General features: G+C 53.0%; 21 protein-coding genes. 2 read left to right on the top strand and 19 right to left on the bottom strand.

The genetic code is table 11. The features are described 5' to 3' along the window. Positions 1-11: 11 nt before the first annotated feature. The 19 genes from ACLHV8_RS03980 to rpsB form a co-directional block, all read right to left on the bottom strand. The gene (locus tag ACLHV8_RS03980) at positions 12-401 is read right to left on the bottom strand and encodes a VOC family protein (protein WP_049005320.1); all 390 of its coding nucleotides are present in this window, start codon (positions 399-401) and stop codon (positions 12-14) included. A gap of 65 nt (positions 402-466) precedes the next feature. Continuing rightward, positions 467-2599: a lysine decarboxylase LdcC gene (locus ACLHV8_RS03975; protein ID WP_208595027.1), complete on the bottom strand. Its 2133-nt coding sequence runs from the start codon at positions 2597-2599 to the stop codon at positions 467-469. Positions 2600-2699: 100 nt separating this feature from the next. Further along, positions 2700-3659, bottom strand: a complete 960-nt coding sequence (gene accA / locus ACLHV8_RS03970; protein ID WP_006810033.1) for an acetyl-CoA carboxylase carboxyl transferase subunit alpha — start codon at positions 3657-3659, stop codon at positions 2700-2702. A gap of 12 nt (positions 3660-3671) precedes the next feature. Next, positions 3672-7154 (bottom strand): DNA polymerase III subunit alpha, encoded by a 3483-nt coding sequence (gene dnaE, locus ACLHV8_RS03965; RefSeq protein ID WP_208595028.1) that lies wholly within the window; start codon positions 7152-7154, stop codon positions 3672-3674. A 38-nt stretch (positions 7155-7192) separates the two neighbouring features. Further along, the gene (gene rnhB, locus ACLHV8_RS03960; RefSeq protein WP_134708322.1) at positions 7193-7789 is read right to left on the bottom strand and encodes a ribonuclease HII; all 597 of its coding nucleotides are present in this window, start codon (positions 7787-7789) and stop codon (positions 7193-7195) included. Then, positions 7786-8934 carry a lipid-A-disaccharide synthase gene (gene lpxB, locus ACLHV8_RS03955; RefSeq protein ID WP_208595029.1) on the bottom strand — a complete coding sequence of 383 codons (1149 nt, stop codon included), beginning with the start codon at positions 8932-8934 and terminating at the stop codon, positions 7786-7788. Before lpxB ends, rnhB begins: the two co-directional genes overlap by 4 nt. Further along, positions 8934-9722: an acyl-ACP--UDP-N-acetylglucosamine O-acyltransferase gene (lpxA, locus tag ACLHV8_RS03950; RefSeq protein ID WP_049005315.1), complete on the bottom strand. Its 789-nt coding sequence runs from the start codon at positions 9720-9722 to the stop codon at positions 8934-8936. Before lpxA ends, lpxB begins: the two co-directional genes overlap by 1 nt. A 3-nt stretch (positions 9723-9725) precedes the next feature. Further along, positions 9726-10181, bottom strand: coding sequence for a 3-hydroxyacyl-ACP dehydratase FabZ (gene fabZ, locus ACLHV8_RS03945; protein WP_010426706.1), 456 nt, complete (start codon positions 10179-10181; stop codon positions 9726-9728). A 102-nt stretch (positions 10182-10283) separates the two neighbouring features. After that, a complete protein-coding gene (lpxD, locus tag ACLHV8_RS03940; RefSeq protein ID WP_208595030.1) occupies positions 10284-11309 on the bottom strand; it encodes a UDP-3-O-(3-hydroxymyristoyl)glucosamine N-acyltransferase in 1026 nt (341 codons plus the stop codon). 3 nt (positions 11310-11312) lie between these two features. After that, positions 11313-11807 carry a molecular chaperone Skp gene (skp, locus tag ACLHV8_RS03935; RefSeq protein ID WP_008501902.1) on the bottom strand — a complete coding sequence of 165 codons (495 nt, stop codon included), beginning with the start codon at positions 11805-11807 and terminating at the stop codon, positions 11313-11315. Positions 11808-11929: 122 nt separating this feature from the next. After that, on the bottom strand, positions 11930-14347 hold the full coding sequence (gene bamA, locus ACLHV8_RS03930; protein WP_208595031.1) for an outer membrane protein assembly factor BamA: 2418 nt from the start codon (positions 14345-14347) through the stop codon (positions 11930-11932). A 29-nt stretch (positions 14348-14376) separates the two neighbouring features. Beyond that, a complete protein-coding gene (gene rseP, locus ACLHV8_RS03925) occupies positions 14377-15729 on the bottom strand; it encodes a sigma E protease regulator RseP (protein ID WP_028018296.1) in 1353 nt (450 codons plus the stop codon). 11 nt (positions 15730-15740) lie between these two features. Further along, entirely contained in the window at positions 15741-16598 is an 858-nt protein-coding gene (cdsA, locus tag ACLHV8_RS03920) for a phosphatidate cytidylyltransferase (protein WP_028018297.1), read from the bottom strand. Positions 16599-16610: 12 nt separating this feature from the next. Beyond that, positions 16611-17369: a (2E,6E)-farnesyl-diphosphate-specific ditrans,polycis-undecaprenyl-diphosphate synthase gene (gene ispU, locus ACLHV8_RS03915; protein WP_028018298.1), complete on the bottom strand. Its 759-nt coding sequence runs from the start codon at positions 17367-17369 to the stop codon at positions 16611-16613. 186 nt (positions 17370-17555) lie between these two features. Then, complete coding sequence (ispC, locus tag ACLHV8_RS03910; protein WP_410376758.1) at positions 17556-18755, bottom strand: 1-deoxy-D-xylulose-5-phosphate reductoisomerase; 1200 nt, start codon at positions 18753-18755, stop codon at positions 17556-17558. 95 nt (positions 18756-18850) lie between these two features. After that, entirely contained in the window at positions 18851-19408 is a 558-nt protein-coding gene (gene frr / locus ACLHV8_RS03905; RefSeq protein ID WP_028018300.1) for a ribosome recycling factor, read from the bottom strand. A 167-nt stretch (positions 19409-19575) separates the two neighbouring features. Next, entirely contained in the window at positions 19576-20301 is a 726-nt protein-coding gene (gene pyrH / locus ACLHV8_RS03900) for a UMP kinase (protein WP_008501910.1), read from the bottom strand. Between the two features lie 150 nt (positions 20302-20451). Further along, positions 20452-21303, bottom strand: a complete 852-nt coding sequence (gene tsf, locus ACLHV8_RS03895) for a translation elongation factor Ts (RefSeq protein ID WP_014830708.1) — start codon at positions 21301-21303, stop codon at positions 20452-20454. Between the two features lie 117 nt (positions 21304-21420). After that, on the bottom strand, positions 21421-22146 hold the full coding sequence (rpsB, locus tag ACLHV8_RS03890) for a 30S ribosomal protein S2 (RefSeq protein ID WP_003856207.1): 726 nt from the start codon (positions 22144-22146) through the stop codon (positions 21421-21423). Positions 22147-22467: 321 nt separating this feature from the next. Here rpsB and map point away from each other — a divergent pair, with 321 nt between their 5' ends. Both map and glnD read left to right on the top strand, forming a co-directional pair. After that, positions 22468-23262, top strand: coding sequence for a type I methionyl aminopeptidase (gene map, locus ACLHV8_RS03885; protein ID WP_028018301.1), 795 nt, complete (start codon positions 22468-22470; stop codon positions 23260-23262). A 63-nt stretch (positions 23263-23325) separates the two neighbouring features. After that, positions 23326-26001, top strand: a complete 2676-nt coding sequence (glnD, locus tag ACLHV8_RS03880; protein WP_032666892.1) for a bifunctional uridylyltransferase/uridylyl-removing protein GlnD — start codon at positions 23326-23328, stop codon at positions 25999-26001. The last annotated feature ends 8 nt before the right edge of the window (positions 26002-26009 follow it).

The following is a 26009-nucleotide window of genomic DNA, read 5'->3' as shown; positions in this document are numbered from 1 at the left end:
CAGGAAAATCATTACTGCTGATAAAGCTCCAGCGGCAGGCCGTCCGGGTCGCTGAAAAAGGTGAAACGCTTGTCGGTGAACGGATCGACGCGTATCGCTTCGCACGCCACACCGTGCGCTTCCAGATGTTTTACTGCGCTGTCCAGGTCATCAACGCTAAAGGCAAGATGGCGCAGACCACAGGCTTCCGGGCGTGACGGGCGTGCAGGTGGGAAGGGAAAGGAGAACAGTTCAATCACATATTGCCCGTTTAACGCGAGATCCCCCTTCCAGGAATCACGTTCCTCACGATAGGCCTCGCTCAACAGCGTAAAGCCCAGGATATCGCAGTAGAAGGCCTTACTTTTCGCGTAATCGGTCGCAATGATCGCAATATGATGAACAGCTTTTAAACCCAGCATAGCTTCTCCTTTTTATGATCCCTGAACGTTACAACCGAAAACCCGCACCTGGCAAGTGGCCATCTTTATTTTAGGACTCGCACCCAGTAAACGCCGTTCTCATCGCGCTTCGCACCGTGGATATCCGTCTCAAATCCTGGATAGTGACGCCCTACCGAGCAAAGCATCAACAGGAAATCGAGCACGGCCCGGCTTTCCTCGGTAATCATCTCTCCCGGCATCAGGAGCGGTACGCCCGGCGGGTAAGGCAGGATCATGTTGGCCGATACGCGCCCGACAAGATTTTCCAGCTCAACGGTTTCGACCTCCCCTTTCACCTGCCGCTGCCATGCCTTGTGCGGGGTAAGCTTCATTTCTGGCAAAACATCGAACGCCTGCAGCATCAGACGCGGCAGATCGTGCTGCCGAATAAGCCGATGGATCCCCTGAGCGAGATCCTGAATACGCATATTGCGATAGAAGTCAGGATCCTCTGCATAGAGATCCGGCAGCATGTTTTTCACCCGCAAGTTGAGATCATAAGCGCGCTTAAACTCCATCAGGCCGCGCAATAGCCCCATCGCCCGGGTTTTATCAATACCAATACTGAACAGGAACAGCAGGTTATAAGGACCCGTTTTTTCAACCACCACACCCCGTTCATCAAGAAATTTCGCCACCAGCGCGGCGGGGATCCCTTCGTCGCTCATCTTACCCTGCTCATCCATGCCCGGCGTCAGGATCGTGACTTTTACCGGGTCGAGGAACATATGGTCGCGATCAGCTTCGCGGAAACCATGCCAGTTTTCACCGGGTGAGACGGGCCAGCATGCTGCTTCATCAATCTCTTCCGGTTGCCAGATATCGAAGAACCAGCCGTCAGCTTCATCTTTAAGTCGCTGAACCTCTTTACGAAAATGCAGTGCTCGTTCAACCGAGCGGTTAATCAAACGCTTACCAGGATTACCGCGCAGCATTGCCGCGGCCGTTTCAATGGAGGCAACCAGCGGATAGCTCGGCGAGGTCGTGGTATGCATCATAAAGGCTTCGTTAAACGTCTCTTCGTCGTACTCGCCTTTAATGTGAATTAGCGAAGCCTGGGAAAAGGCGGCCAGCATTTTGTGCGTCGACTGCGTTTCGAAGAACACTTTACCCGGCACGCGTTCACCGCTCATGCCGCTTTTACCCGCGTAAATCGGGTGGAAGTTGGTGTACGGCACCCACGCGGAATCGAAGTGGATCGACGGCACGTCCAGCGTTTTTTTAATCCAGTTAGTGTTGTACAGCAGACCGTCATAGGTCGAGTTGGTGATCACCGCATGGACAGGCCAGCTTGCGCCGGGCACTGCCGCGACCTTGCTTTCAATGGCTTCATGCGTAAACTCCCGGCGCGGAATGCCGCCAAGAATACCGAGCGCGTTACGCGTGGGTGACAGCCAGAGCGGTACGACGTCGCTCATCATGAGCAAGTGCGCCAGCGATTTATGACAGTTCCGGTCAATCAGCAAGGTGCTACCAGCGGGGGCGGCGTACATCCCGACAATTTTGTTCGAGGTCGAGGTGCCGTTGGTCACCATATAGCTTTGCTCAGCGCCGAACGTGCGGGCGATATACTCTTCAGCTTCCAGATGTGGGCCTGTATGGTCGAGCAGAGATCCCAGCTCAGTGACCGAAATCGACACGTCCGCTTTTAGCGTATTGCCACCAAAGAAATCATAGAACAGACAGCCCACCGGACTTTTTTGATACGCCGTTCCCGCCATATGTCCGGGCGTACAGAAGGTATATTTACCTTCTTTCACATAGGTGAACAGCGCGCGGGTAAACGGTGGCGTGATGTTATCGAGATATTCACGCGTGTACTGCTGAATACGGGTCGCAATATCGTCCGCGACGCCAAGCGAATATTCAAAGAACCACAGCGCCATACGCATATCATGGGCGCTGACATCCATCGTCGAGTGGGTATTGATAAACGCGTACAGCGGGAGATATTCGTTCAGCTTGTTGATATCGCTGCACAGCTCGAGGTCGTACTCATCCCAGTCGAAGATTACCCCGCAGATACGCGGGTTGTGCTCAATAAATTTCAGCAGATCGGCGCTATTGTGTGGCCAGATCAGCTGGTACCCGCGCGACTGCAGGGTTTGTTCCAGCTCCTTGATGGGCTCGTCTTTATAAAAGACGCCGTGCGGCCCCATAATGGCAATAATGTTCACGGTTTACCTCCTTGAAAAATATTAGCTAAGCATAGTTAAGGTAAACGGCAGGTATAAAAAAAGCCGCAACATTGTGCGGCTTTTCAGACAATTGTGAATCTTAGGCGTAACCGTAGGTCATCAGACGCTGATAACGACGGTTCAGCAAATCTTCTTTACTCAGCACGTCGAGGTCTGCCAGGTCTGCCAGCAGCTGTGCTTTCAGGGAAGCCGCCATCACTTCAGGCTTGCGATGCGCGCCACCCAGAGGTTCCGGGATAACGGTATCGATCAGCTTCAGCTCTTTCAGACGTGGAGCAATAATGCCCATCGCCTCTGCGGCCAGCGGCGCTTTGTCGGCGCTTTTCCACAGAATGGACGCACAGCCTTCCGGAGAGATAACGGAATAGGTGCTGTATTGCAGCATGTTAACTTTATCGCCAACGCCAATCGCCAGCGCACCACCGGAACCACCTTCACCGATAACGGTACAGATGACCGGCACGCTCAGGCGAGACATCTCACGCAGGTTGCGTGCGATAGCTTCAGACTGGCCACGTTCTTCCGCGCCCACACCCGGGTATGCACCCGGCGTGTCGATAAAGGTGATGATTGGCATGTTGAAACGCTCAGCCATCTCCATCAAACGCAGAGCTTTACGGTAGCCTTCTGGTGCAGGCATACCAAAGTTACGACGGATTTTCTCTTTGGTTTCACGACCTTTCTGATGACCAATGATCATCACCGGGCGTCCATCCAGACGAGCAATACCACCGACGATAGCTTTATCGTCAGCGTATGCGCGATCGCCGGCCAGTTCGTCAAATTCATCAAACGCCAGGCGGACATAATCCAGGGTGTACGGACGCTGTGGGTGACGCGCCAGCTGGGCAATCTGCCATGCGCCGAGATCGGCAAAGATTTTGCGCGTCAGTTCTACGCTTTTTTCGCGCAGACGATGCACTTCTTCGTCGATGTTAATATCCAGTTTTTCATCCTGACGGCTTACCGCTGTCAGAGAATCGATTTTCGCTTCCAGCTCAGCAATCGGCTGTTCGAAATCAAGGAAATTCAGACTCATAGTATTCCTGTATTAGTCAAACTCCAGTTCCACCTGCTCCGAACCAATGAGGCCACGGAGATCGTTAAGTAAACGATCGCTCGGAGAGACACGCCACGTTGCACCAAAGCGCAACCGCGCACGTGCATCCGCCCTCTGATAGTAGAGATGTACTGGAATTGTCCCCGAGCGGTGGGGTTCCAGAGACTGACGGAGTCGGTTTAAAAGCTGGTCATCAATTTGCCTGTCCGTCAGCGAGATAGCAAGCCCGCGAGCATATTTTTCCCGGGCTTCGTCAATGTCCATCACTTCGCGGGCGGTCATTTTAAGCCCCCCGCTGAAGTCATCAAAGCTGACCTGTCCGCTGACGATAAGTATGCGGTCTTTTTCCAGCAATTGCTGGTATTTATCCAGCGCGTCGGTGAACAACATCACCTCCAGACGCCCGGAACGGTCATCCAGCGTACAGATGCCGATACGATTGCCGCGCTTGGTGACCATTACCCTTGCAGCAATCACGAGCCCCGCAGCCGTGGTGATTTTACCACGTTCTGTCGGATGCATGTCTTTCAGCCTGTAGCCTCCGACATAGCGCTCAATTTCTTTGATGTACTGGTTGATCGGGTGTCCTGTCAGGTACAAACCTAACGTTTCACGCTCGCCATCCAGCACCACCTGTTCTGGCCACGGCAGGCAGCTGGCGTATGACTGCTCGATCTGCTCTGGCTCTTCTGCCAACACACCGAACATATCCGCCTGGCCAATGGCTTCCGCTTTCGCATGTTGATCAGCTGCTTTCAGCGCATCGCCGAGCGAGTTCATCAGTGCGGCACGGTGCGGCCCCAGCCTGTCGAACGCGCCAGACATGATCAGTTTTTCCAGCACGCGGCGGTTCAGTTTTTTGGTATCCGTACGGGCGCAAAGATCGAACAGCTCACGGAAATAACCACCGTTGTTACGGGCTTCGATGATCGCTTCGATCGGCCCCTCACCTACGCCTTTGATCGCACCGATCCCGTAGACAATTTCCCCGTGCTCGTTGACGTGGAAATGGTAAAGACCTGAGTTGATATCCGGCGGCAGGATCTTCAGCCCCATGCGCCAGCACTCATCCACCAGACCAACCACCTTCTCGGTGTTGTCCATATCGGCGGTCATAACCGCCGCCATAAACTCAGCCGGATAGTGCGCTTTCAGCCACAGCGTCTGATACGAAACCAAAGCATAGGCGGCAGAGTGAGATTTGTTAAATCCGTACCCGGCGAATTTCTCCACCAGGTCGAAAATTTTCATCGCCAGTTCGCCGTCAACGCCGTTCTTTTTCGCCCCTTCTTCGAAGGTGCCACGCTGCTTGGCCATCTCTTCCGGCTTTTTCTTACCCATCGCACGACGCAGCATGTCCGCACCGCCAAGGGTATAACCAGAGAGCACCTGGGCAATCTGCATAACCTGTTCCTGGTACAGAATGATGCCGTAGGTCGGTTCCAGTACTGGTTTCAGGCTTTCATGCTGCCACTGAACGTCCGGGTAGGAAATCTCTTCGCGCCCGTGCTTACGGTCGATAAAGTTATCTACCATCCCTGACTGAAGGGGCCCCGGACGGAACAGCGCCACCAGTGCGATCATATCTTCGAAACAGTCAGGTTGCAGACGTTTAATCAGGTCTTTCATGCCGCGGGATTCAAGCTGGAAGACCGCGGTGGTCTCCGAGCGCTGCAGCATGTCGAAACTTTTCTTGTCATCCAGCGGGATAGCGGCAATATCCAGCGGCGGCTCGCCGTTCTTCTCACGGCGGGCGTTGATCATCTCCAGCGCCCAGTTGATGATGGTCAAAGTACGCAGACCGAGGAAGTCGAACTTCACCAGCCCGGCGTATTCCACATCGTTCTTGTCAAACTGGGTAACCGGATGCTGACCTGCTTCATCACAGTAAAGCGGCGCAAAATCGGTAATTTTGGTTGGAGCAATAACCACCCCACCCGCATGTTTTCCGGCGTTACGCGTGACCCCTTCCAGCTTACGCGCCATGTCGATCAGCGCTTTGACTTCTTCGTCAGCTTCGTAAATTTCCGGCAGTTGCGGCTCGGCTTCGAACGCTTTCGCCAGCGTCATGCCCGGATCGGGCGGGACCAGTTTCGAGATACGATCAACAAAGCCGTACGGATGTCCCAGCACGCGGCCTACGTCGCGGATAACCGCTTTTGCCGCCATCGTACCGAAAGTAATAATCTGCGATACCGCATCACGACCGTACATATCCGCCACGTGCTCGATAACCTGGTCGCGTTTCTCCATGCAGAAGTCGACGTCGAAGTCGGGCATGGAGACACGTTCCGGGTTAAGGAAACGTTCGAACAGCAGGTCGAATTCCAGCGGATCGAGGTCGGTAATTTTGAGTGCGTAAGCAACCAGTGAACCCGCACCGGAACCACGTCCCGGACCTACCGGCACGCCGTTATCCTTCGACCACTGGATAAACTCCATAACGATCAGGAAGTAGCCTGGGAAGCCCATCTGGTTGATCACCTGGAGTTCTATATCCAGGCGTTCGTCATATTCAGGACGACGTTTTTTGCGTTCTTCTTCATCCGGGAACAGGAATTCCAGACGCTCTTCCAGACCCTCTTTGGATTTCACGACCAGGAAATCTTCCGTGGTCATATCTCCCGTCGGGAACTGCGGAAGGAAGTATTCTCCGAGGCGCACGGTAACGTTGCAGCGTTTTGCTATCTCGACGCTGTTTTCCAGCGCTTCCGGAATATCGGAGAAGAGTTCGCACATTTCCTCTTCGCTGCGCATATATTGCTGCGAGGAGTAATTACGCGGACGCTTTGGATCGTCGAGGGTGAAGCCATCGTGGATAGCGACGCGGATTTCGTGCGCGTCAAAATCACCGGACTCCAGGAAACGCACGTCATTCGTTGCCACCACGGGCAAGCCGCGCTCTTCAGCCAACGCGACAGCAGCGTGCAGATAATTCTCTTCGTCAGGGCGGCCAGTACGAATCAACTCCAGATAATAGCGATCCGGGAAGTACTCTTCATAAAACGAGATGCACTGATCCACCAATGCGCTGTTGCCACGCAGCAGGCATTTACCGACATCACCCATACGGCCGCCAGAGATGAGCAGCAGCCCTTCATTTAGCTCAGCCAGCCAGTCGCGGTCGATCCACGGCCCCAGCGCGCCATAGCCGCGTTGATAGGCTTTTGAGATAAGCAGTGTGAGGTTTTGATAACCCGTGTTGTTCATCGCTAACACGGAAATTTGCGTCATTTCATCGCCGATGAGATCGCTCTGCACATGAAAATCTGCACCGACGATAGGCTTCATCCCCGCGCCATGCGCCGTTCCGTAGAACTTCACCAGGCCACACAGGTTGGTAAAATCGGTGATCGCCAGTGCAGGCATGCCAAGAGAGGCCGCCTTTTTAACCAGCGGTCCGGTCTTCGCCAGCCCATCGATCATGGAGTAGTCACTATGCACCCGCAGGTGTACGAAACGTGGTTCAGCCATCTTCAGATTCCGCGTTACTTAATTGCTTGCGTATTGATTCAGGACACCAGTCCCAGCGCGCGTTTCACCGGGCCAAAGCTGCGCCGGTGATGTTCGGTTGCGCCATGTTCAGCCAGCTTTTCCAGATGGAAAGCTGTTGGATACCCCTTGTGCTGGGCGAAACCATACTGAGGGTAAGTGAGATCCAGCGCGGCCATTTCGGCATCGCGTGTCACTTTGGCAATAATAGAAGCGGCACTGATTTCTGCGACGCGGCTATCGCCTTTGACCACGGCCATCGAAGGCATAGGCAATGACGGACAACGGTTACCGTCAATCAGGACGTATTCCGGGGGTATTTTCAGACCCGCCACCGCACGCTGCATCGCCAGCATCGTGGCATGCAAAATATTCAGCTCGTCGATTTCATGCGGTTCAGCGCGCCCCAGGCTCCAGGCCAGCGCCTTCTCCTGAATCTCACTAAACAGCGCCAGTCGACGCTTTTCGGACAATTTTTTAGAGTCGTTCAGTCCAATAATCGGGCGGGTCGGATCGAGGATCACCGCTGCGGTCACTACAGCCCCCACTAACGGCCCACGCCCCACTTCATCCACACCCGCCACAAGGTGGGTATGAGGATATACAAATTCCATCATCTAGCTAACTCCAGCACCGCATCAGCCGCTTGCTCATCGGCATTACAGCGGATCTGCTGATGCAGTTCACGGAACGTATCATGCATCTGGTGGCTGGTCTTGCCGTCGGCGAGCAGCGGCAGCAACGCATCGGCAAGCGCCTGTGGCTGGCACTCATCCTGCAACAGCTCTTTCACCAGCTCGCGCCCGGCAAGCAGGTTTGGCAGGGAGACATAATCCGTTTTCACCAGACGTTTTGCCAGCCAGAAGGTGAACGGCTTCATGCGATAGCCGACCACCATCGGGCATTTCGCCAGCATACATTCCAGCGCCGCCGTGCCGGAGGCCAGCAGCGCGGCATCGCTCGCATACATCGCTTCCCGCCCTTTCCCGTCCAGAAGACGAACGTGAAGATCCGGGGCGACTTCCGCTTTGATGCGCTCAAACTGCTCGCGGCGTTTGGCATTCACCAGCGGAACAACGACTTCCAGATCGGGGTATGTCTGGCGAAGAATTTGCGCCGTTTTGAGGAAATCGGCGCTCAGCATCTCAACTTCTGCGCCACGGCTGCCTGGCAGCAATGCCAGACAGTGCGCATCATGCGGGATGCCGAGCACGTCGCGCGCCGCTTTTTTATCCGGATCCAATGGCATCGCATCCGCCATGGTATGACCGATAAAACGGCACGGAACATTAAATCTGTCGTAAAACGCTTTTTCGAAAGGCAGGAAAGCCAGCACCAGGTTGGTGGACCGTCCGATTTTGAAAACACGTTTTTGTCGCCACGCCCAGACGGACGGACTGACGTAATGAATGGTTTTTATGCCCTGCTTTTTCAGATTCCCTTCGAGGGTAATGTTGAAATCAGGTGCATCGATACCGACAAACACATCGGGTTTCAGTTCGGTAAAGCGGCGAGTAAGATCGGCACGAATATGCAGTAAACGGCGTAGCCGCCCCAGCACCTCAACGATGCCCATCACAGCCAGCTCTTCCATTTCATACCAGGCTTCACAGCCTTCGGCCTGCATCAGCGGGCCAGCAACGCCAACAAATCGTGCATTGGGTACACGCGCCTTAAGCGCACGGATAAGACCTGCACCAAGAATATCGCCGGAGGTTTCTCCGGCGACCAGGGCTATCGTAAGCGGACGACTGTCGACCATTAACGAATCAGACCCCTTGTTGAACGGTCAAAGAATTCCATGAACGCGTTCACCTCCGGGTACTTATTCGCCAGCTCGGCAATTTCCGGCTTCGCCTCTTCCAGCGTTTTGCCGCTACGGTACAGCAGTTTGTACGCGTTGCGGATGGCAGTAATCGCTTCGCGGCTAAAGCCACGACGCTTGAGGCCTTCGATGTTCACGCCAAACGGCGTGGCATGGTTGCCCTGCGCAATCACATACGGTGGGACGTCCTGCGCCACACCGGAGCATCCGCCGACCATCACGTGTGCACCAATAATGCAGAACTGATGGACTGCGGTCATGCCGCCAATAATTGCGAAGTCATCAACCGATACGTGTCCTGCCAGCGTTGCGTTGTTGGCAAGAATACAGCGGTCACCCACGGTACAGTCGTGCGCGATATGCGCATTAACCATAAACAGGTTATCGCTGCCCACCTTCGTCAACCCACCACCCTGTACTGTTCCACGATGAATGGTGACGCTTTCGCGAATACGGTTACGATCGCCAATTTCCAGACGGGTCGACTCACCAGCATATTTAAGATCCTGGTTAACTTCGCCGATGGAGGCGAACTGATAGATCTCGTTATTGCAGCCAATGGTCGTGTGACCATTCACGACAACGTGAGATTTCAGTACTGTACCCTCACCAATTTCGACATGCGGTCCAACAATACAAAACGGGCCAATGTGGACGTTAGCGCCAATGATGGCACCGGTTTCCACAATCGCGGTAGGATGAATAAAGGCGGATTTATCAATCACGTATCAGGACTCCCGGCTACGAGCACACATCATCGTCGCTTCGCAAACAACTTTGCCGTCAACCAGCGCTACGCCTTTGAAGCGAGTCAGGCCACGACGCGTTTTTTCAAAAGTGACTTCCATGATCATCTGATCACCAGGCACGACAGGGCGCTTAAAGCGCGCTTCATCAATACCCGCGAAGTAATACAGCTCACCTGGCTCCAGTTTGCCAACGCTTTTAAACGCCAGAATACCGGTAGCCTGAGCCATCGCTTCCAGAATCAACACACCCGGGAAGATAGGCTTACCAGGGAAGTGCCCCTGGAAGAACGGCTCGTTCACGGAAACATTTTTCACTGCGCGCAGAAAACGACCTTCTTCAAAATCCAGCACACGGTCTACCAGCAGAAACGGGTAGCGGTGCGGCAGAAGTTCTAAAATCTCTTCAATATGCAGAGTATGAGTGTCAGTAGTCAAAATACTCTTCCTGTCAAAATGTACTGATAACAATAATAACACGGCCTGCCGGTTTATTAGAAAGCCGACAGGCCGGGAAAAATAGCGTTAAACGGATGACGTTTAGTCTTGTTGATCGATCTTGCGCTCAAGAGACTTGAGACGCTTGCTCATATCATCAATGTTCATCACCAGAGCTGCTGTTTTACGCCATACCTTGTTGGGTTGCAGCGGGATGCCGGAGGAATAGACGCCAGGTTCAGTGATAGGGCGCATTACCATGCCCATTCCCGTCACTGTGACTTTGTCGCATATTTCCATATGGCCATTAATCACGCTCGCGCCGCCAATCATGCAGTAACGGCCAATTTTCAGGCTGCCAGCCATGATGACGCCCCCCGCTACCGCGGTATTGTCGCCAATCACAACGTTATGCGCAATCTGGCACTGGTTATCAATGATAACACCATTGCCAATGATCGTGTCGTCAAGCGCGCCACGGTCAATAGTGGTACAGGCCCCGATCTCCACACGATCGCCAATGATCACGCGACCAAGCTGTGGGATTTTAACCCAATTACCACGATCGTTAGCGTAACCAAAGCCATCCGATCCAATCACTGTACTGGACTGGACGAGGCAATTTTCGCCAATTTCAACTTCATGGTAAATGGACACATTGGCCCATAAACGGGTCCCGGCGCCGATTTTCGTATTTTTCCCAACGAAGCAACCCGGTCCGATAACGACGTTATCGCCCAACACTACGCCAGACTCGATAACGGCATTCGCACCAACCGCTACGTTGTTACCCAACTGAGCCGTCGGATCAATCGCTGCACTGGCAGCAATGTTCTGGGCCGGCTGCGGCGTGGTGTCAAGAATTTGTGCCATGCGTGCATAAGTCAGGTAGGGGTTTTTCACTACCAGTGCGCTTACAGTGGCATATGGAAGATCGTCCTGCGTCAGAACAACAGCTGACGCCTGGCATTGAGCCAGTTGCTCACGGTACTTAGGGCTTACCATGAAGGTAATCGTGCCAGCTTTAGCAGATTGCATGGACGCAACAGCGGTGATGACGATATCGCCATCACCGTGTAATTCTGCATCCAACTGCTGAGCTAAATCAGCCAGTCGAATTGAAGGCATTACTTATTTAACCTGTTTCAGAACATCAGCGGTGATGTCTTTAACATCTTTGCTGTTGAAAGCGACGGCGTTCGCATCAACAACCAGATCGATGCTCTGATCGGCAGCCACTGCTTTAACAGCAGTCTGAATGCGAGTTACCAGCTTGCCACGTTCTTCGTTAGAACGACGCTGACGATCCTGCTCGAAAGCCTGCGCTTTCTGAGAGAACGCCTGGCGCTGAGCCATTACGTCTTTTTCCAGCTTGCTGCGATCGCTTGCTTTCATGGTAGAACCATCACGCTGCAGACGCTGCATTTTGGACTGAAGATCGTTTTCCATACCCTGCAGTTCGCTTGCACGGCCTTTGAATTCGTTTTCCAGAGTCGCAGAAACGCCAGTTTTCTGTGCAACCTGCTGGAACAAATTACCCATGTTGACGATTGCAATTTTGTCTGCTGCCTGAGCAGAAGTTGCCATCGCTAAACCGAGACCTGCAGCTAATAACCACTTTTTCACAATTAACTCCTTACCATCCCATTGGCACCAGAAGGTACCGTTCTTTGCGTGGCAAGGCGACCGTGTTACCGATCGCCAGTTGTCAGCGCTACACTGCCAACGCATTCCTTTGCAGCGGATTATTACCAGGTTTTACCAATGTTAAACTGGAATTGCTCCGACTTATCTCCATCATATTTCTTAAACGGCTGGGCGTAAGAGAAGACCAACGGCCCCAGCGGTGACATCCATTGTAATGCGATACCGGCAGACATGCGAATATTGCTCGGATCGCTGTAGTCAGGAATACCTTCTGCACGCATCTGAGCAGTATTCTGCCAGTTGGTATCCCACACAGTACCGGCATCCCAGAAGAAGGACGTACGGACTGAGTTCGCATATTTATCACTGATAAACGGCGTTGGTGTGATGAACTCCAGGCTGGCAACGGCCATGGCGTTACCGCCCACAGCATCATTGGAGCTACAAACGTCGGAAGTCGAGGACTTATTACAATTATCTTTGTCGTTTCCGCCGTAGTAGACCGCTTTCGGACCAATGTTGTTGGACTGGAAGCCACGAACGGTGCTGGAACCACCGGCATAGAAGTTCTCATAGAATGGCAGTTCCTTGCCACCCAGACCATCACCATAGCCCCAACGGGTACGACCCAGAACCACCCACTTGTGGTCGTCATCAATTGGGAAGTAAGACGCGGTATCCAGCGTGACCTTATAGAACTCGTTATCGGAACCCGGTACGGTCACTTTACCGTTCAGGTTGACACGAGAACCTTCCGTCGGGAAGTAACCACGGTCAAGACGGTTATAGGTCCAGCCGTAGTTAAAGGTGAAGTCATCCGCGGCAAAGCCGTTGTCATGACCGCTTTTGCTGGTTGGCTGGCCAATAGAGTCCAGATAACGCCACATCGCCACCTGCGGTTGCATGTTGGACAGGTCGTTATGCACGTAACCTAAGCCCGCACGCAGCGTGTTGTATTCGTTGACAGGGAAGCCAAGCGTACCATCTGCACCGTAACTCTTGTTGGTGTAAGAGGACAGATCCGCGTTGTCAGCTTTAAAGTCGTTATAGAAGATACGACCGCCCAGGCTCACACCGTCTACGGTGAAGTATGGGTTAGTGACAGAGAACTCAGAGTAGGTCTGGTAGTCGTTTTTGGTACCATTAATACCAACAGAGTAACCCGTACCCAGCCAGTTATCCTGCTGTACACCAACCTGGAAGCTCACGCCGCTTTCAGTACCGTAGCCCACACCAAAGTTGAAGCTACCGGTGTTACGCTCTTTCACTTTATAGACGACATCAACCTGATCCGGGCTACCTGGCACGCGCTGGGTATCCGTATCTACGGTTTCAAAATAACCCAGACGGTTCAGACGCTCTTTCCCCTGATCAACGAGGTCGCTACCCAGCCATGCGCCTTCCATCTGACGCATTTCGCGGCGCAGAACGGAATCTTTAGAGGTGTCGTTACCAACGAAGCGGATCTTACGCACGTAGAAACGGTTACCCGCATCAACATTCACGTGCAGCTTAACGGTTTTATCCGCGTCGTTAATTTCCGGCTGTGTTTGTACGCGAGGATAGGCATAACCATAGCGGCCGAGCAGCTTCTTAATGCTGTCTTCCATTTTGGTGACCTTGGAACCACTGTACAGATCGCCTGGCTGAATTTTGGTCAGCGATTCGATCTCAGCAGAATGCCCTGCCAGGTTACCACTTACTTCAACACCAGAAAGCTTGTACTGATCGCCTTCAGTGATGTTAATCGTAATGTAGATCCCTTTCTTGTCCGGCGTCAGACTGACCTGGGTTGAGTCAATGTTGAAACGGGCATAACCACGATCCAGATAGTAGCTGCGCAGGGTCTCAAGGTCGCCCGCCAGTTTCTGTTTCTGGTATTTACGATCGCCCACCACGTTCCACCACGGCACTTCATCGCGCAGTTGGAAGGTCGAGATCAGTTCGTCGGTGCTAAACGCGTGGTTGCCGACAATGTTGATCTGTTGGATCTTCGCAGAAACACCTTCCTGGAAGACCAACTTCAGGTCAACACGGTTACGTGGCAGAGGTGTTACCACTGCTTTCACGCTGGCACTGTATTTACCCACGCTGTAGTAGAAGTCTTCCAGACCTTTCTCAATGTCTGAAAGGGTTGTGCGGTCCAGAGACTCGCCCACACGAACACCCGATGCTTCAAGGTTTTGCTTGAGCATGTCATCTTTCACCGACTTGTTACCGGAGAAAGTGATACTGGCAATCGTTGGACGTTCTTTTACCTGTACCAGCAGCGTATCACCATCGCGCAGGACGCGGACATCCTCGAAGTTGCCGGTGGCAAACAGAGCACGGATGGTGTTACTGATATCATCATCATTGACCGTATCGCCGGGGCGTACAGGCATACTGAGGAGGGCCGCACCAACGGCGACACGCTGGAGGCCTTCGAAATGAATGTCTTTCACTACGAACCCGTCAGCACCGTATACGGTGGCGCTGCTAAACAGCAGCGACGCTATGAGCAACTTTTTCATCGCCATCGTTATTATGCGTTCTTCCTAACACTCTCTTACAACCGAGAGAAATCATTGAAAAGTGCAAGCCCCATTAACAGCACCAGCAAAATCGAGCCAATGCGATAACTAAAGTCTTGAACTCGCTCGGATACCGGTCCGCCTTTTAGCTTTTCAATCGCTAAAAACAGCAGATGACCCCCGTCTAAAACGGGAAGCGGGAACAGGTTGATTATCCCAAGGTTCACGCTAATCAGCGCGAGGAACATGAGATAGTAAATCACCCCGAATTCCGCTGACATCCCAGCCCCCTGAGCAATCGAAATTGGCCCACTGAGGTTGTTCAGTTTCACATCACCGGTTATCAATTTCCCCAACATGTTGACCGTCAGCTTCATCAGTTGCCATGTTTTATCCGTGGCTTCAAGGATGGCGCTGAACGGCCCATACTGGCGTATTGTCTTGTACTCATCTGGCAGCGGGATCACTTTTGGCACAACGCCTGCAAACCCTTCTGCCTTTTTGCCGACCGACTTCGTATCCGGGATCAGCGTCAGCGAAAGCGGACTACCTTTCCTCTCAACTTCCAGTGCGAGGGACGTTCCCGGATTATCGCGCACCAGAGTAACAAAGGTCATCCACTCTGTTAATGGTTGACCATCGACTTTAACGATCCTGTCGCCCGCTTGCAAACCCGCTTTGCTCGCCGCCGAATTTGCCTGTACTTCGGCTAACACCGGCTCAATCTGAGCGCCACGTGGACGAATGCCCAGTGCAGCGACGGGATCTTCTTTGTCTGGCTCGAAACGCCAGTGACGTAAATCGAGCACTTTGTCCTGACGCGTGTCGGAACCAAACGGTGATACGCTGATGGTTGTCTGCTGATCACCAATTTTGGCTACCAGTTGCAGTCGCACGGCATCCCAATCAGGGGTTTCGATGCCATCAATCGCTTTAAGTTCCATCCCTGACGTAATTTGCGCACTCGCCGCGATGGAATTGGGGGCAATTTCACCTACCACAGGGCGCACGCCGGGGACGCCAATGATAAACACCAGCCAGTAAGCGAAAATAGCAAAGATGAAATTGGCTACCGGTCCGGCAGCGATGATGGCGGCGCGTTGTCCAACCGTTTTGTTGTTGAATGCGCTGTGTCGTAATTCAGGTGCGACAGGCTCAACGCGCTCGTCGAGCATTTTAACGTAGCCGCCCAGCGGGATAAGGGCGATGACAAATTCCGTACCGTGACGGTCGGTGCGCGTCCAGAGTGATTTACCGAAACCGATGGAAAATCGCTCTACCCGCACACCACAACGGCGAGCAACCCAGAAATGGCCAAATTCATGCACGGTAATCAGTACACCCAGTGCAACAATGAACGCCGCCAGATTCCAGAGAATGCTCAGCATAAAACCTTCCGTTAAATCGTCCCAAATACCAGTAAAAGCAAGCAAGCAAATACCGGAACAGCCGCTGTCAGGCTATCAATGCGATCCAGTATACCGCCATGCCCTGGAATCAGGTGTCCGCTGTCCTTAATCCCTGCTTCACGCTTAAACATACTCTCGGTTAAATCACCGAGCACTGAGGCAAGCGCAGCAAAAATCGAGCACACCAGCAGTATTGACGGTGCCACTTCCAGATTCGCCCAGACGCCGTAGCCCCAGGAGATAATCGCTGCCGTAAACAAGCCACCGATGAAGCCTTGCCAGGTTTTACCCGGGGAAACCTTCGGCGCCAGTTTATGTTTGCCAAACAGTTTACCAAACATATAGGCCCCGGAGTCAGCCCCCCAAACGAGAATCATCACATAAAGCAGCCAGATCGCGCCGCTGTAGTGGTTTTCGTCATAGTGCCAGGCACGCAGTGCGACCATACCCCAGAAAAATGGAACAATCGTGAGCAAACCAAAAATAAGCCGCAGCACTTTTGAATTACGCCAGATTGCCGCAGAGCCGGGGTAGAAAAGCACCAGCAGCAGAGCAGCAACCCACCAGGCCAGCGATACCCACAGGGAACCAGCAACCAGCGGTTGATGAATATCATGATGATATTCAGGCAACGTAAACAGCATTATGGCCAGGATAAAGCCACAGAGTACCGCAAGCCATACTCGCTGACTGCGTGAGGTAAAGCCGCTAAACTGTCCCCATTCCCACGCGGCGAGCATACAGACCACCAGCGTAACAATAGCGAATCCCACTGGGGGCAGTAAAAACAGCGCCGCAATGACAATGGGTATTAATACAAAAGCGGAAATCAGGCGATACTTCAGCAAAAGCTACCCCCATCAGGCTTTGTCGCCACCAGGCTCGGTGCCGCCGAAACGACGCTCTCGATTGGCAAAGGCATGCAGCGCACCTTCAAAGTCTTGTTCATCAAAATCGGGCCAAAGAACATCCGTAAAGTAAAGTTCGGCATAGGCAATTTGCCATATCAAAAAGTTACTTATGCGATGTTCCCCCCCTGTCCTAATTACCAAATCCACAGGTGCCTGTTCATTCATGCAGATTTGCTTGTTCAGCGCCTCTTCATCAATTTGGTCGGGTCTCAACAGCCCTTCCTGAACCTGTTCGGCAAGATGCCGAACGCCCTGGATAATATCCCAGCGTCCGCCGTAATTCGCCGCAATATTGAGCGTCAGACCCGTATTATTCTCAGTCAGCGCTTCTGCTTTACGAATCCGTTCCTGCAAACGTGAGTTAAAACGACTGGTATCGCCAATGATACGCAGGCGGACGTTGTGGCGGTGCAGGCTTTTTACTTCGCTGTCGAGCGCCCACACAAACAATTCCATCAACGCGGTTACTTCCTGCGGAGGTCGATTCCAGTTTTCACTGCTAAAAGCATAGAGCGTTAACGCATCAATGCCGTTATTGGCGGCAAAAGAAACGGCGCGGCGAACAGATTTCGCCCCAGCTTTATGCCCAAAGGCTCGTATCTTCCCTTGTCTTTTCGCCCAGCGGCCGTTGCCATCCATAATGATTGCTACATGACGACAGCCATGAGCTGGCAAGTTTTCGCTTATTGGTTGATTCGCAGACAACATAACGCGTTTTTTGTCCCTGAAAAGGATTTAACGGTACTCAGGAATACTGAAGCCTATACATAAAAAAGCCGTGTCAAACCACGGCTTACCTGACCACATTAAGTCAAATACCTGCGATCAGGTGGCGCAGACTATATCACTGAAGCCCAACGCTAACAAATAGCACGACGACTAGTGCTTGCTTTATCACCAGCTTGCGGGACGTGTCACTTGTTTACGCGCAATATCACGAGCCGCTGTATCTACCGCCTGCACCTCTTCCACACTTTGTGGTTCACGCAAATCCATCATTTCCAGTACCGATAAATTCAACACTGCAATATCGGTAAAACGGATCTGCTGATTCAAAAATGCCTCAACGGTAATTTCATTAGCTGCATTCAGTGCCGTCGTCGCCGCCTGCCCCTGGTCAAAGGCATGCATCGCAAGCTTCAGACACGGATAGCGATCGTAATCTGGTTCGCTAAATGTCAAAGAACTTAACTTGCAGAAATCAAGCGGCTTCACGCCAGATTTCACTCGATTTGGCCACGCCATTGAATGGGCAATTGGCGTACGCATATCCGGCTCGCCCAACTGTGCCAGCACACTGCCATCCTGATAGCGCACCATCGAGTGAATCACCGATTGCGGGTGGATCAGTACTTCCATCTGTTTCGCTGACGCATTAAACAGCCAGCGCGCTTCAATGTATTCCAGACCTTTATTCATCATGGTGGCAGAGTCAACGGAGATTTTACGCCCCATTGACCAGTTCGGATGACGGCACGCCTGATCCGGCGTCATTGCGCTCAGTTCAGACAGTGGCGTTTCGCGGAACGGGCCACCAGACCCGGTAAGCAGAATAGACACCACACCATTCTGCTCAAGGTCAGCGTACCCCAGGTTCTGTTGAAAAGGTTGCGGTAAACTCTGAAAAATCGCGTTGTGCTCGCTATCGACCGGTAAAAGACGCGCCCCGCGCTGCTTCACCGCTTCCATAAACAAACGTCCGCAGGTAACCAGAGACTCTTTATTGGCTAGCAGAACATCCTTACCGGCATCAATTGCGGCAAGTGTTGGCAACAGCCCAGCCGCCCCGACGATGGCCGCCATAACCTGGTCAACCTCATCCAGCGCAGTCATCTCACAAGCTGCCTGTTGTCCACTCAGAACCTCAGTTCGACAGCCCTTTTCACGCAGTTGCACTTTCAGCAGACGCGCACTCTCTTCGTCATCCATCACCGCATAGCGGGGTGAAAACTCCAGGCACTGCTCGACCATTCGCTGCACATTCTTACCGGCCACCAGCGCTGTCACGGTGTAAAGTTCAGGATTATGGCGAACGACGTCGAGAGTACTGCAACCGATAGAGCCGGTTGAGCCGAGGAGTGTTAAATGCTTCATGAGATGCCCGAAAAAAGTTAGACCAGATAAAAGCAAAACGCCGCCAGCAAGACCCGAAGTCCCTCTGAACGGCGTTTATCAGTGTACGACAGAAATCAGAACTGCATCAGTTCCGCTTCTTTATCTGCCAGCGCCGCATCAATTTTCTTGATGGCAGCATCAGTCATTTTCTGAACATCGTCCTGTGAACGACGATCGTCATCTTCACTGATCTCTTTTTCTTTCAGCAGCGCTTTGACTTTATCGTTCGCGTCGCGACGTACGTTACGAACGGAAACGCGACCCTGCTCAGCTTCGCCACGAACGACTTTGATCAGGTCTTTACGACGCTCTTCCGTCAGCGGAGGAAGTGGAACGCGGATATCAGCGCCCGCAGAGCTTGGGTTCAGACCGAGGTCAGACGCCATGATCGCTTTCTCAACGGCCGGGCCCATAGAACGATCGAATACGTTGATTTTCAGCGTACGGGTATCTTCAACCGTCACGCTTGCCAGCTGACGCAGAGGGGTTGGCGTACCGTAGTATTCTACGATGATGCCATCCAGCAGGCTTGGGGAAGCACGGCCAGTACGGATTTTGCTGATTTGGGTTTTGAACGCTTCTACGCATTTTTCCATGCGTACTTCAGCATCTTTTCTGATGTCGTTAATCACGTTACGAATCCTTGAAAACTTGTCTCAGGCAGACTATCCGCCAGCACAGCGCTACAGGTGTGCTAAGTATAGTCGCGTTTAATTCATGACAACGCCAAAGGCGCGCCCGGGTAAGATACCACTACAAAATAAAGCGGAATCTTACCTGTATTTAGCGTCAACGGAAATTATTCCGTGATCAAAGTGCCTTCTTTTTCACCCATGACCACGCGACGCAGTGCGCCTGGCTTGTTCATGTTGAAGACACGGATCGGCAGTTTGTGGTCGCGAGCCAGCGTGAAGGCGGCAAGATCCATCACTTTCAGCTCTTTATCCAGCACTTCGCTGTAGCTCAGCTGATCGTACATGGTGGCAGAAGGATCTTTTGCCGGGTCGGCAGTAAACACGCCGTCTACTTTGGTCGCTTTCAGTACCACATCGGCTTCGATCTCGATACCGCGCAGGCAGGCAGCGGAATCGGTTGTAAAGAACGGGTTACCCGTACCGGCGGAGAGGATCACCACGCGGTTGTTGCGCAGCAGGCTAATCGCTTCTGCCCAGCTGTAATTATCGCATACGCCATTCAGTGGAATCGCGGACATCAGGCGGGCATTCACATAGGCGCGATGCAGTGCATCACGCATTGCCAGGCCATTCATGACGGTTGCCAGCATACCCATGTGGTCGCCCACAACGCGGTTCATCCCCGCTTTCGCCAGACCAGCACCACGGAAAAGGTTGCCACCGCCAATGACCACGCCAACCTGGATACCCAGTTCGACCAGTTCTTTGATTTCCTGTGCCATGCGATCAAGGATGCTTGCGTCAATACCGAAGCCTTCCGATCCCTGCAGCGCTTCGCCACTCAGCTTAAGCAGAATGCGTTTGTACACGGGTTTTGCATTGGTAGCCATGTTTCTTTCCTGAGACTGTCAACGATTAAGATGGGGGTTAATTCTGGCGACATGATATGCCGCAAATCAGCACAGCGATACTGGAGCCTGTCTGATTTCCTGTGACGGGTGACAAAAAGAAGCCGCCCTCAGGCGGCTCCTTTTCAATCATTAAGACTGCTTGGACATTGCAGCAACTTCTGCTGCGAAGTCAGTCTCAACTTTCTCGATGCCTTCGCCCACTTCGAAGCGGATGAAGCCAGTTACGTCAGCGTTGTGCTCTTTCAGCAGCTGAGCAACAGACTTGCTTGGATCCATTACGAATGGCTGGCCAGTCAGAGAAACTTCGCCGGTGAATTTCTTCATGCGGCCTTCAACCATTTTCTCTGCGATTTCTTTTGGTTTACCAGACTGCATCGCGATGTCCAGCTGAACCTGGTACTCTTTCTCTACCACTTCAGCAGACACGTCTTCTGGCTTAACGAATTCTGGTTTGCTTGCAGCGATGTGCATAGCCAGCTGTTTAACCAGCTCTTCGTCAGCACCTTTAGCAGCAACCAGAACGCCGATACGCGCACCGTGCTGGTAAGAGCCCAGAACGTCACCTTCCAGAGAAGCAACACGACGGATGTTGATGTTCTCACCGATTTTAGCAACCAGCGCAACACGTTCTTCTTCGAACTGTGCTTTCAGAACTTCAACGTCAGTGATTTTGCCAGCAACTGCAGCGTCCAGAACTTTGTTAGCAAATGCCTGGAAACCACCATCTTTAGCAACGAAGTCAGTCTGGCAGTTAACTTCCAGAATGATGCCGTAAGTGCCGTCGATTTTAGTGATGATCACGCCGTCAGCAGCAACGTTGCCTGCTTTTTTAGCTGCTTTGATCGCACCGGATTTACGCATGTTTTCGATTGCCAGCTCGATGTCGCCGTTCGCTTCAGTCAGCGCTTTTTTGCAATCCATCATGCCTGCGCCAGTACGCTCGCGCAGCTCTTTTACCAGGGATGCGGTAATTTCAGCCATTCTTAAATCCTCGGGAGATGTGAACTGCCCGGCCTGCGGCCAAACAGTGTAAATTGAAAAAAGGGGCCGATAATGGGCCCCTATTCATACACGGTACTAATAAGGGGTGAAACCTTATTATTCAGCTTCTACGAAGCTTTCTTCCGCCTGAGAAGCCAGATCCTGGGAACGGCCTTCACGAACGGTAGCAGCTACAGCGCTCAGGTACAGGCTAACAGCACGGATTGCGTCGTCGTTACCCGGGATAACGAAGTCAACACCGTCCGGATCGGAGTTGGTATCAACGATAGCGAATACCGGGATACCCAGGTTGTTAGCTTCTTTGATTGCGATGTGCTCGTGGTCTGCATCGATTACGAACAGCGCGTCTGGCAGGCCGCCCATATCTTTGATACCGCCCAGGCTGTTTTCCAGCTTGTCCAGCTCACGAGTGCGCATCAGCGCTTCTTTCTTAGTCAGCTTGTCGAAAGTACCGTCCTGAGACTGGGTTTCCAGATCTTTCAGGCGTTTGATTGACTGACGAACAGTTTTCCAGTTAGTCAGCATGCCGCCCAACCAGCGATGGTTCACGAAGAACTGGTCGCAGCTGTTAGCAGCATCTTTCACAGCTTCGCTTGCAGCGCGCTTAGTACCAACGAACAGAATCTTACCTTTACGGGAAGAGATCTTGTTCAGCTCAGCCAGGGCTTCGTTGAACATTGGTACAGTTTTCTCAAGGTTGATGATGTGAACTTTGTTACGTGCGCCGAAGATGAAAGGCTTCATTTTCGGGTTCCAGTAACGGGTCTGGTGACCAAAGTGAACACCAGCCTTGAGCATGTCGCGCATGGAAACAGTTGCCATGTTTAAAACCTCTATATTGAAAGTTGGGGTTATGCCTCCACGTATCCCATATTACCGACCCCGAAGGGCACCCCGGAATATGTGCCGATACGTGTGTGTTGTTACACAAAGTGAGATTTGTCGCTTCCGTCCAGCTTGTGTATCTGAGATGGATCGGAAGTCCGGCGCGCTTTATACCACAAAACACGACCAGAAACCAACAGTTGTTGGCGGAGTGTGCTGTTAATGATTCTCAATTTGGCACGAGGTGTGCCTGACTGATACCATTGGCGACACTTAGACTAGTATTGTCGAAAAAATCGACACCGATGGACAGATTACATGGCTATCTCTATTAAGACACCTGAAGAAATTGAAAAGATGCGCGTCGCCGGTCGTCTGGCCGCGGAAGTGCTGGAAATGATCGAGCCGTTCGTGAAGCCGGGCGTCAGCACCGGTGAACTGGACCGCATCTGTAACGACTATATTGTGAACGAGCAGCATGCGGTATCCGCCTGCCTCGGCTACCACGGTTTCCCGAAATCCGTCTGCATTTCTATTAATGAAGTGGTTTGCCACGGTATTCCGGACAACGAAAAACTGCTCAAAGATGGCGACATCGTCAACATCGACGTGACGGTCATTAAAGATGACTACCACGGTGACACCTCTAAGATGTTCATCGTTGGCAAGCCAACCATTCTGGGCGAGCGTCTGTGTAAAGTGACGCAAGAGAGCCTCTACCTGGCGCTGAAAATGGTGAAACCGGGTATTCGCCTGCGTACCATTGGTGCCGCGATTCAGAAGTTCGTGGAAGCGGAAGGGTTCTCCGTCGTTCGCGAATACTGCGGTCACGGCATTGGCCGTGTGTTCCACGAAGAACCGCAGGTTCTGCACTATGATGCAGATGATGGCGGCGTAGTGCTGCAAAAAGGCATGACCTTCACCATCGAGCCGATGGTCAACGCCGGTGACTACCGCATCCGCACCATGAAAGATGGCTGGACGGTGAAAACCAAAGACAGAAGCTTGTCTGCGCAGTACGAGCATACTATTGTGGTAACAGACAACGGCTGCGAAATTATGACGTTGCGCAAGGATGACACTATCCCGGCGATACTGACGCACGATGAATGATAAAAAAGCCGGCAAATGCCGGCTTTTTTAATGGCTATAGCTTTTTCTTATGGGTGGCGCACGATGAGTAATCTTTTACCCGAACAGTATGCTAACACAGCACTTCCCACCCTCCCCGATCAGCCCGATAACCCGGGCGTATGGCCGTCGCACGAGCTGACCTGCGCGCATATTAAAGCCCATATGGATGTTTTCCATCGCTGGCTGGGTAGTGCGTTCGACGCAGGCGTATCAGCCGAGCAGCTCATTGAAGCGCGCACCGAATTTATCGACCAGTTGCTGCAGCGCCTGTGGATCGATTACGGTTTTGGGCAAATCAGTGACGTTGCACTGGTTGCCGTTGGGGGCTATGGCCGCGGTGAGCTGCATCCGCTTTCCGACATTGATTTACTGATCTTAAGTCGCAAAAAACTGCCGGACGAACAGGCTCAAAAAATTGGCGAACTACTGACCCTGCTCTGGGATGTGAAGCTGGAAGTCGGCCACAGCGTACGCACTCTTGAAGAGTGCCTGCTGGAAGGGTTATCTGACCTGACCGTCGCCACCAACCTGATTGAAACCCGCCTGTTGATAGGCGACGTGGCGCTGTTTCTGGAGCTACAAAAACATATTTTCAGTGACGGTTTCTGGCCGTCAGAAAAGTTCTTCGCCGCGAAGGTTGAGGAACAAAACCAGCGCCACCAGCGCTACCACGGCACCAGCTATAATCTGGAGCCTGATATCAAAAGCAGCCCCGGCGGTCTGCGCGACATCCACACCCTGCAGTGGGTGGCCCGTCGCCACTTCGGCGCGACCTCGCTGGATGAGATGGTGGGCTTTGGCTTTTTAACCGAAGCCGAGCGTAACGAATTAAATGAGTGTCTGCACCTGCTGTGGCGCATTCGCTTTGCCCTGCATCTGGAGCTTAATCGCTACGATAACCGCTTGCTGTTTGACCGTCAGCTCAGCGTAGCTCAACGTCTGAATTACCAGGGCGAAGGCAACGAGCCGGTTGAACACATGATGAAGGATTTCTTCCGCGTCACCCGCCGCGTTACCGAACTGAACCAGATGCTGTTGCAGCTATTCGATGAGGCAATTCTGGCCCTGACGGCAGATGAAAAGCCCCGCCCTATCGACGACGAGTTCCAGCTGCGCGGCACCCTTATCGACCTGCGCGACGAAACGTTATTTATCCGCGAACCGGAAGCGATCCTGCGCATGTTTTACACCATGGTGCGTAACAGCGCGATCACCGGGATCTACTCCACCACTCTGCGCCATCTGCGCCATGCGCGCCGCCATTTGACGCAGCCGCTGTGCTATATCCCGGAAGCGCGTTCGCTGTTCCTGAGCATGCTCCGCCACCCGGGGGCCGTCAGCCGCGGCTTGCTGCCGATGCACCGCCACAGCGTGCTGTGGGCCTATATGCCGCAGTGGTCACACATTGTCGGGCAGATGCAGTTCGATCTGTTCCACGCCTACACGGTAGATGAACACACGATCCGCGTGATGCTCAAGCTGGAGAGCTTTGCCAGCGAAGAGACGCGATCTCGCCATCCGCTGTGCGTGGAATTGTGGCCGCGCCTTACTCATCCGGAATTGATCCTGATTGCTGCCCTGTTCCACGATATTGCCAAAGGTCGCGGCGGTGACCATTCGGTGCTGGGTGCCCAGGACGTGCTCAAATTTGCTGAACTGCACGGTCTGAACTCACGTGAAACACAGCTGGTCGCCTGGCTGGTACGCCATCACCTGCTGATGTCGGTCACCGCACAGCGTCGTGATATTCAGGATCCTGAAGTGATCAAGCAGTTCGCGGAAGAGGTGCAAACGGAAAACCGTCTGCGTTATCTGGTCTGCCTGACGGTGGCGGATATTTGTGCCACCAACGAGACGTTGTGGAACAGCTGGAAGCAAAGCCTGCTTCGCGAGCTGTACTTTGCCACCGAAAAACAGCTGCGCCGCGGGATGCAAAATACCCCGGACATGCGCGAGCGTGTGCGCCACCACCAGTTGCAGGCACTGGCTCTGCTGCGGATGGATAACATTGATGAAGAGGCACTGCATCAAATTTGGGCGCGCTGCCGTGCTAACTATTTTGTTCGCCACAGCCCAAATCAGCTTGCCTGGCATGCGCGGCATCTGCTGCAACATGATTTGTCGCAGCCGATGATCCTCCTCAGTCCGCAAGCCACGCGCGGTGGCACGGAGATTTTCATCTGGAGCCCGGACCGACCTTATCTGTTTGCCGCCGTCTGCGCCGAACTGGACAGGCGTAATCTGAGCGTTCACGACGCACAGATTTTTACCACCCGCGACGGCATGGCGATGGATACCTTCATTGTGCTGGAACCGGACGGCAGCCCGCTGTCGTCGGACAGGCACGAAGGAATACGCTTCGGTCTGGAACAGGCCATCACCCAGCGCAGCTGGCAACCTCCTCAGCCGCGTCGTCAACCTGCAAAATTACGCCACTTTACCGTCGATACCGAGGTCAATTTCCTGCCGACCCACACCGACCGTAAATCGTTCCTGGAGCTGATCGCGCTCGACCAGCCAGGGCTGCTCGCCCGTGTCGGCCAGGTTTTTGCCGATCTGGGAATTTCGCTTCACGGGGCCAGAATTACAACCATTGGCGAGCGAGTAGAAGATTTATTTATAATCGCCACCGCAGACCGGCGTGCCCTTAATAATGACCTGCAACTTGAAGTGCAACAACGGTTGACAGCAGCCCTCAATCCAAACGATAAAGGGTGACGTGTTTT

Origin of the sequence: Enterobacter sp. CPE_E863, assembly GCF_046521465.1 — a bacterium.
Lineage (GTDB): Bacteria > Pseudomonadota > Gammaproteobacteria > Enterobacterales > Enterobacteriaceae > Enterobacter > Enterobacter adelaidei.
This window is presented reverse-complemented; position numbering and strand designations above follow the sequence as displayed.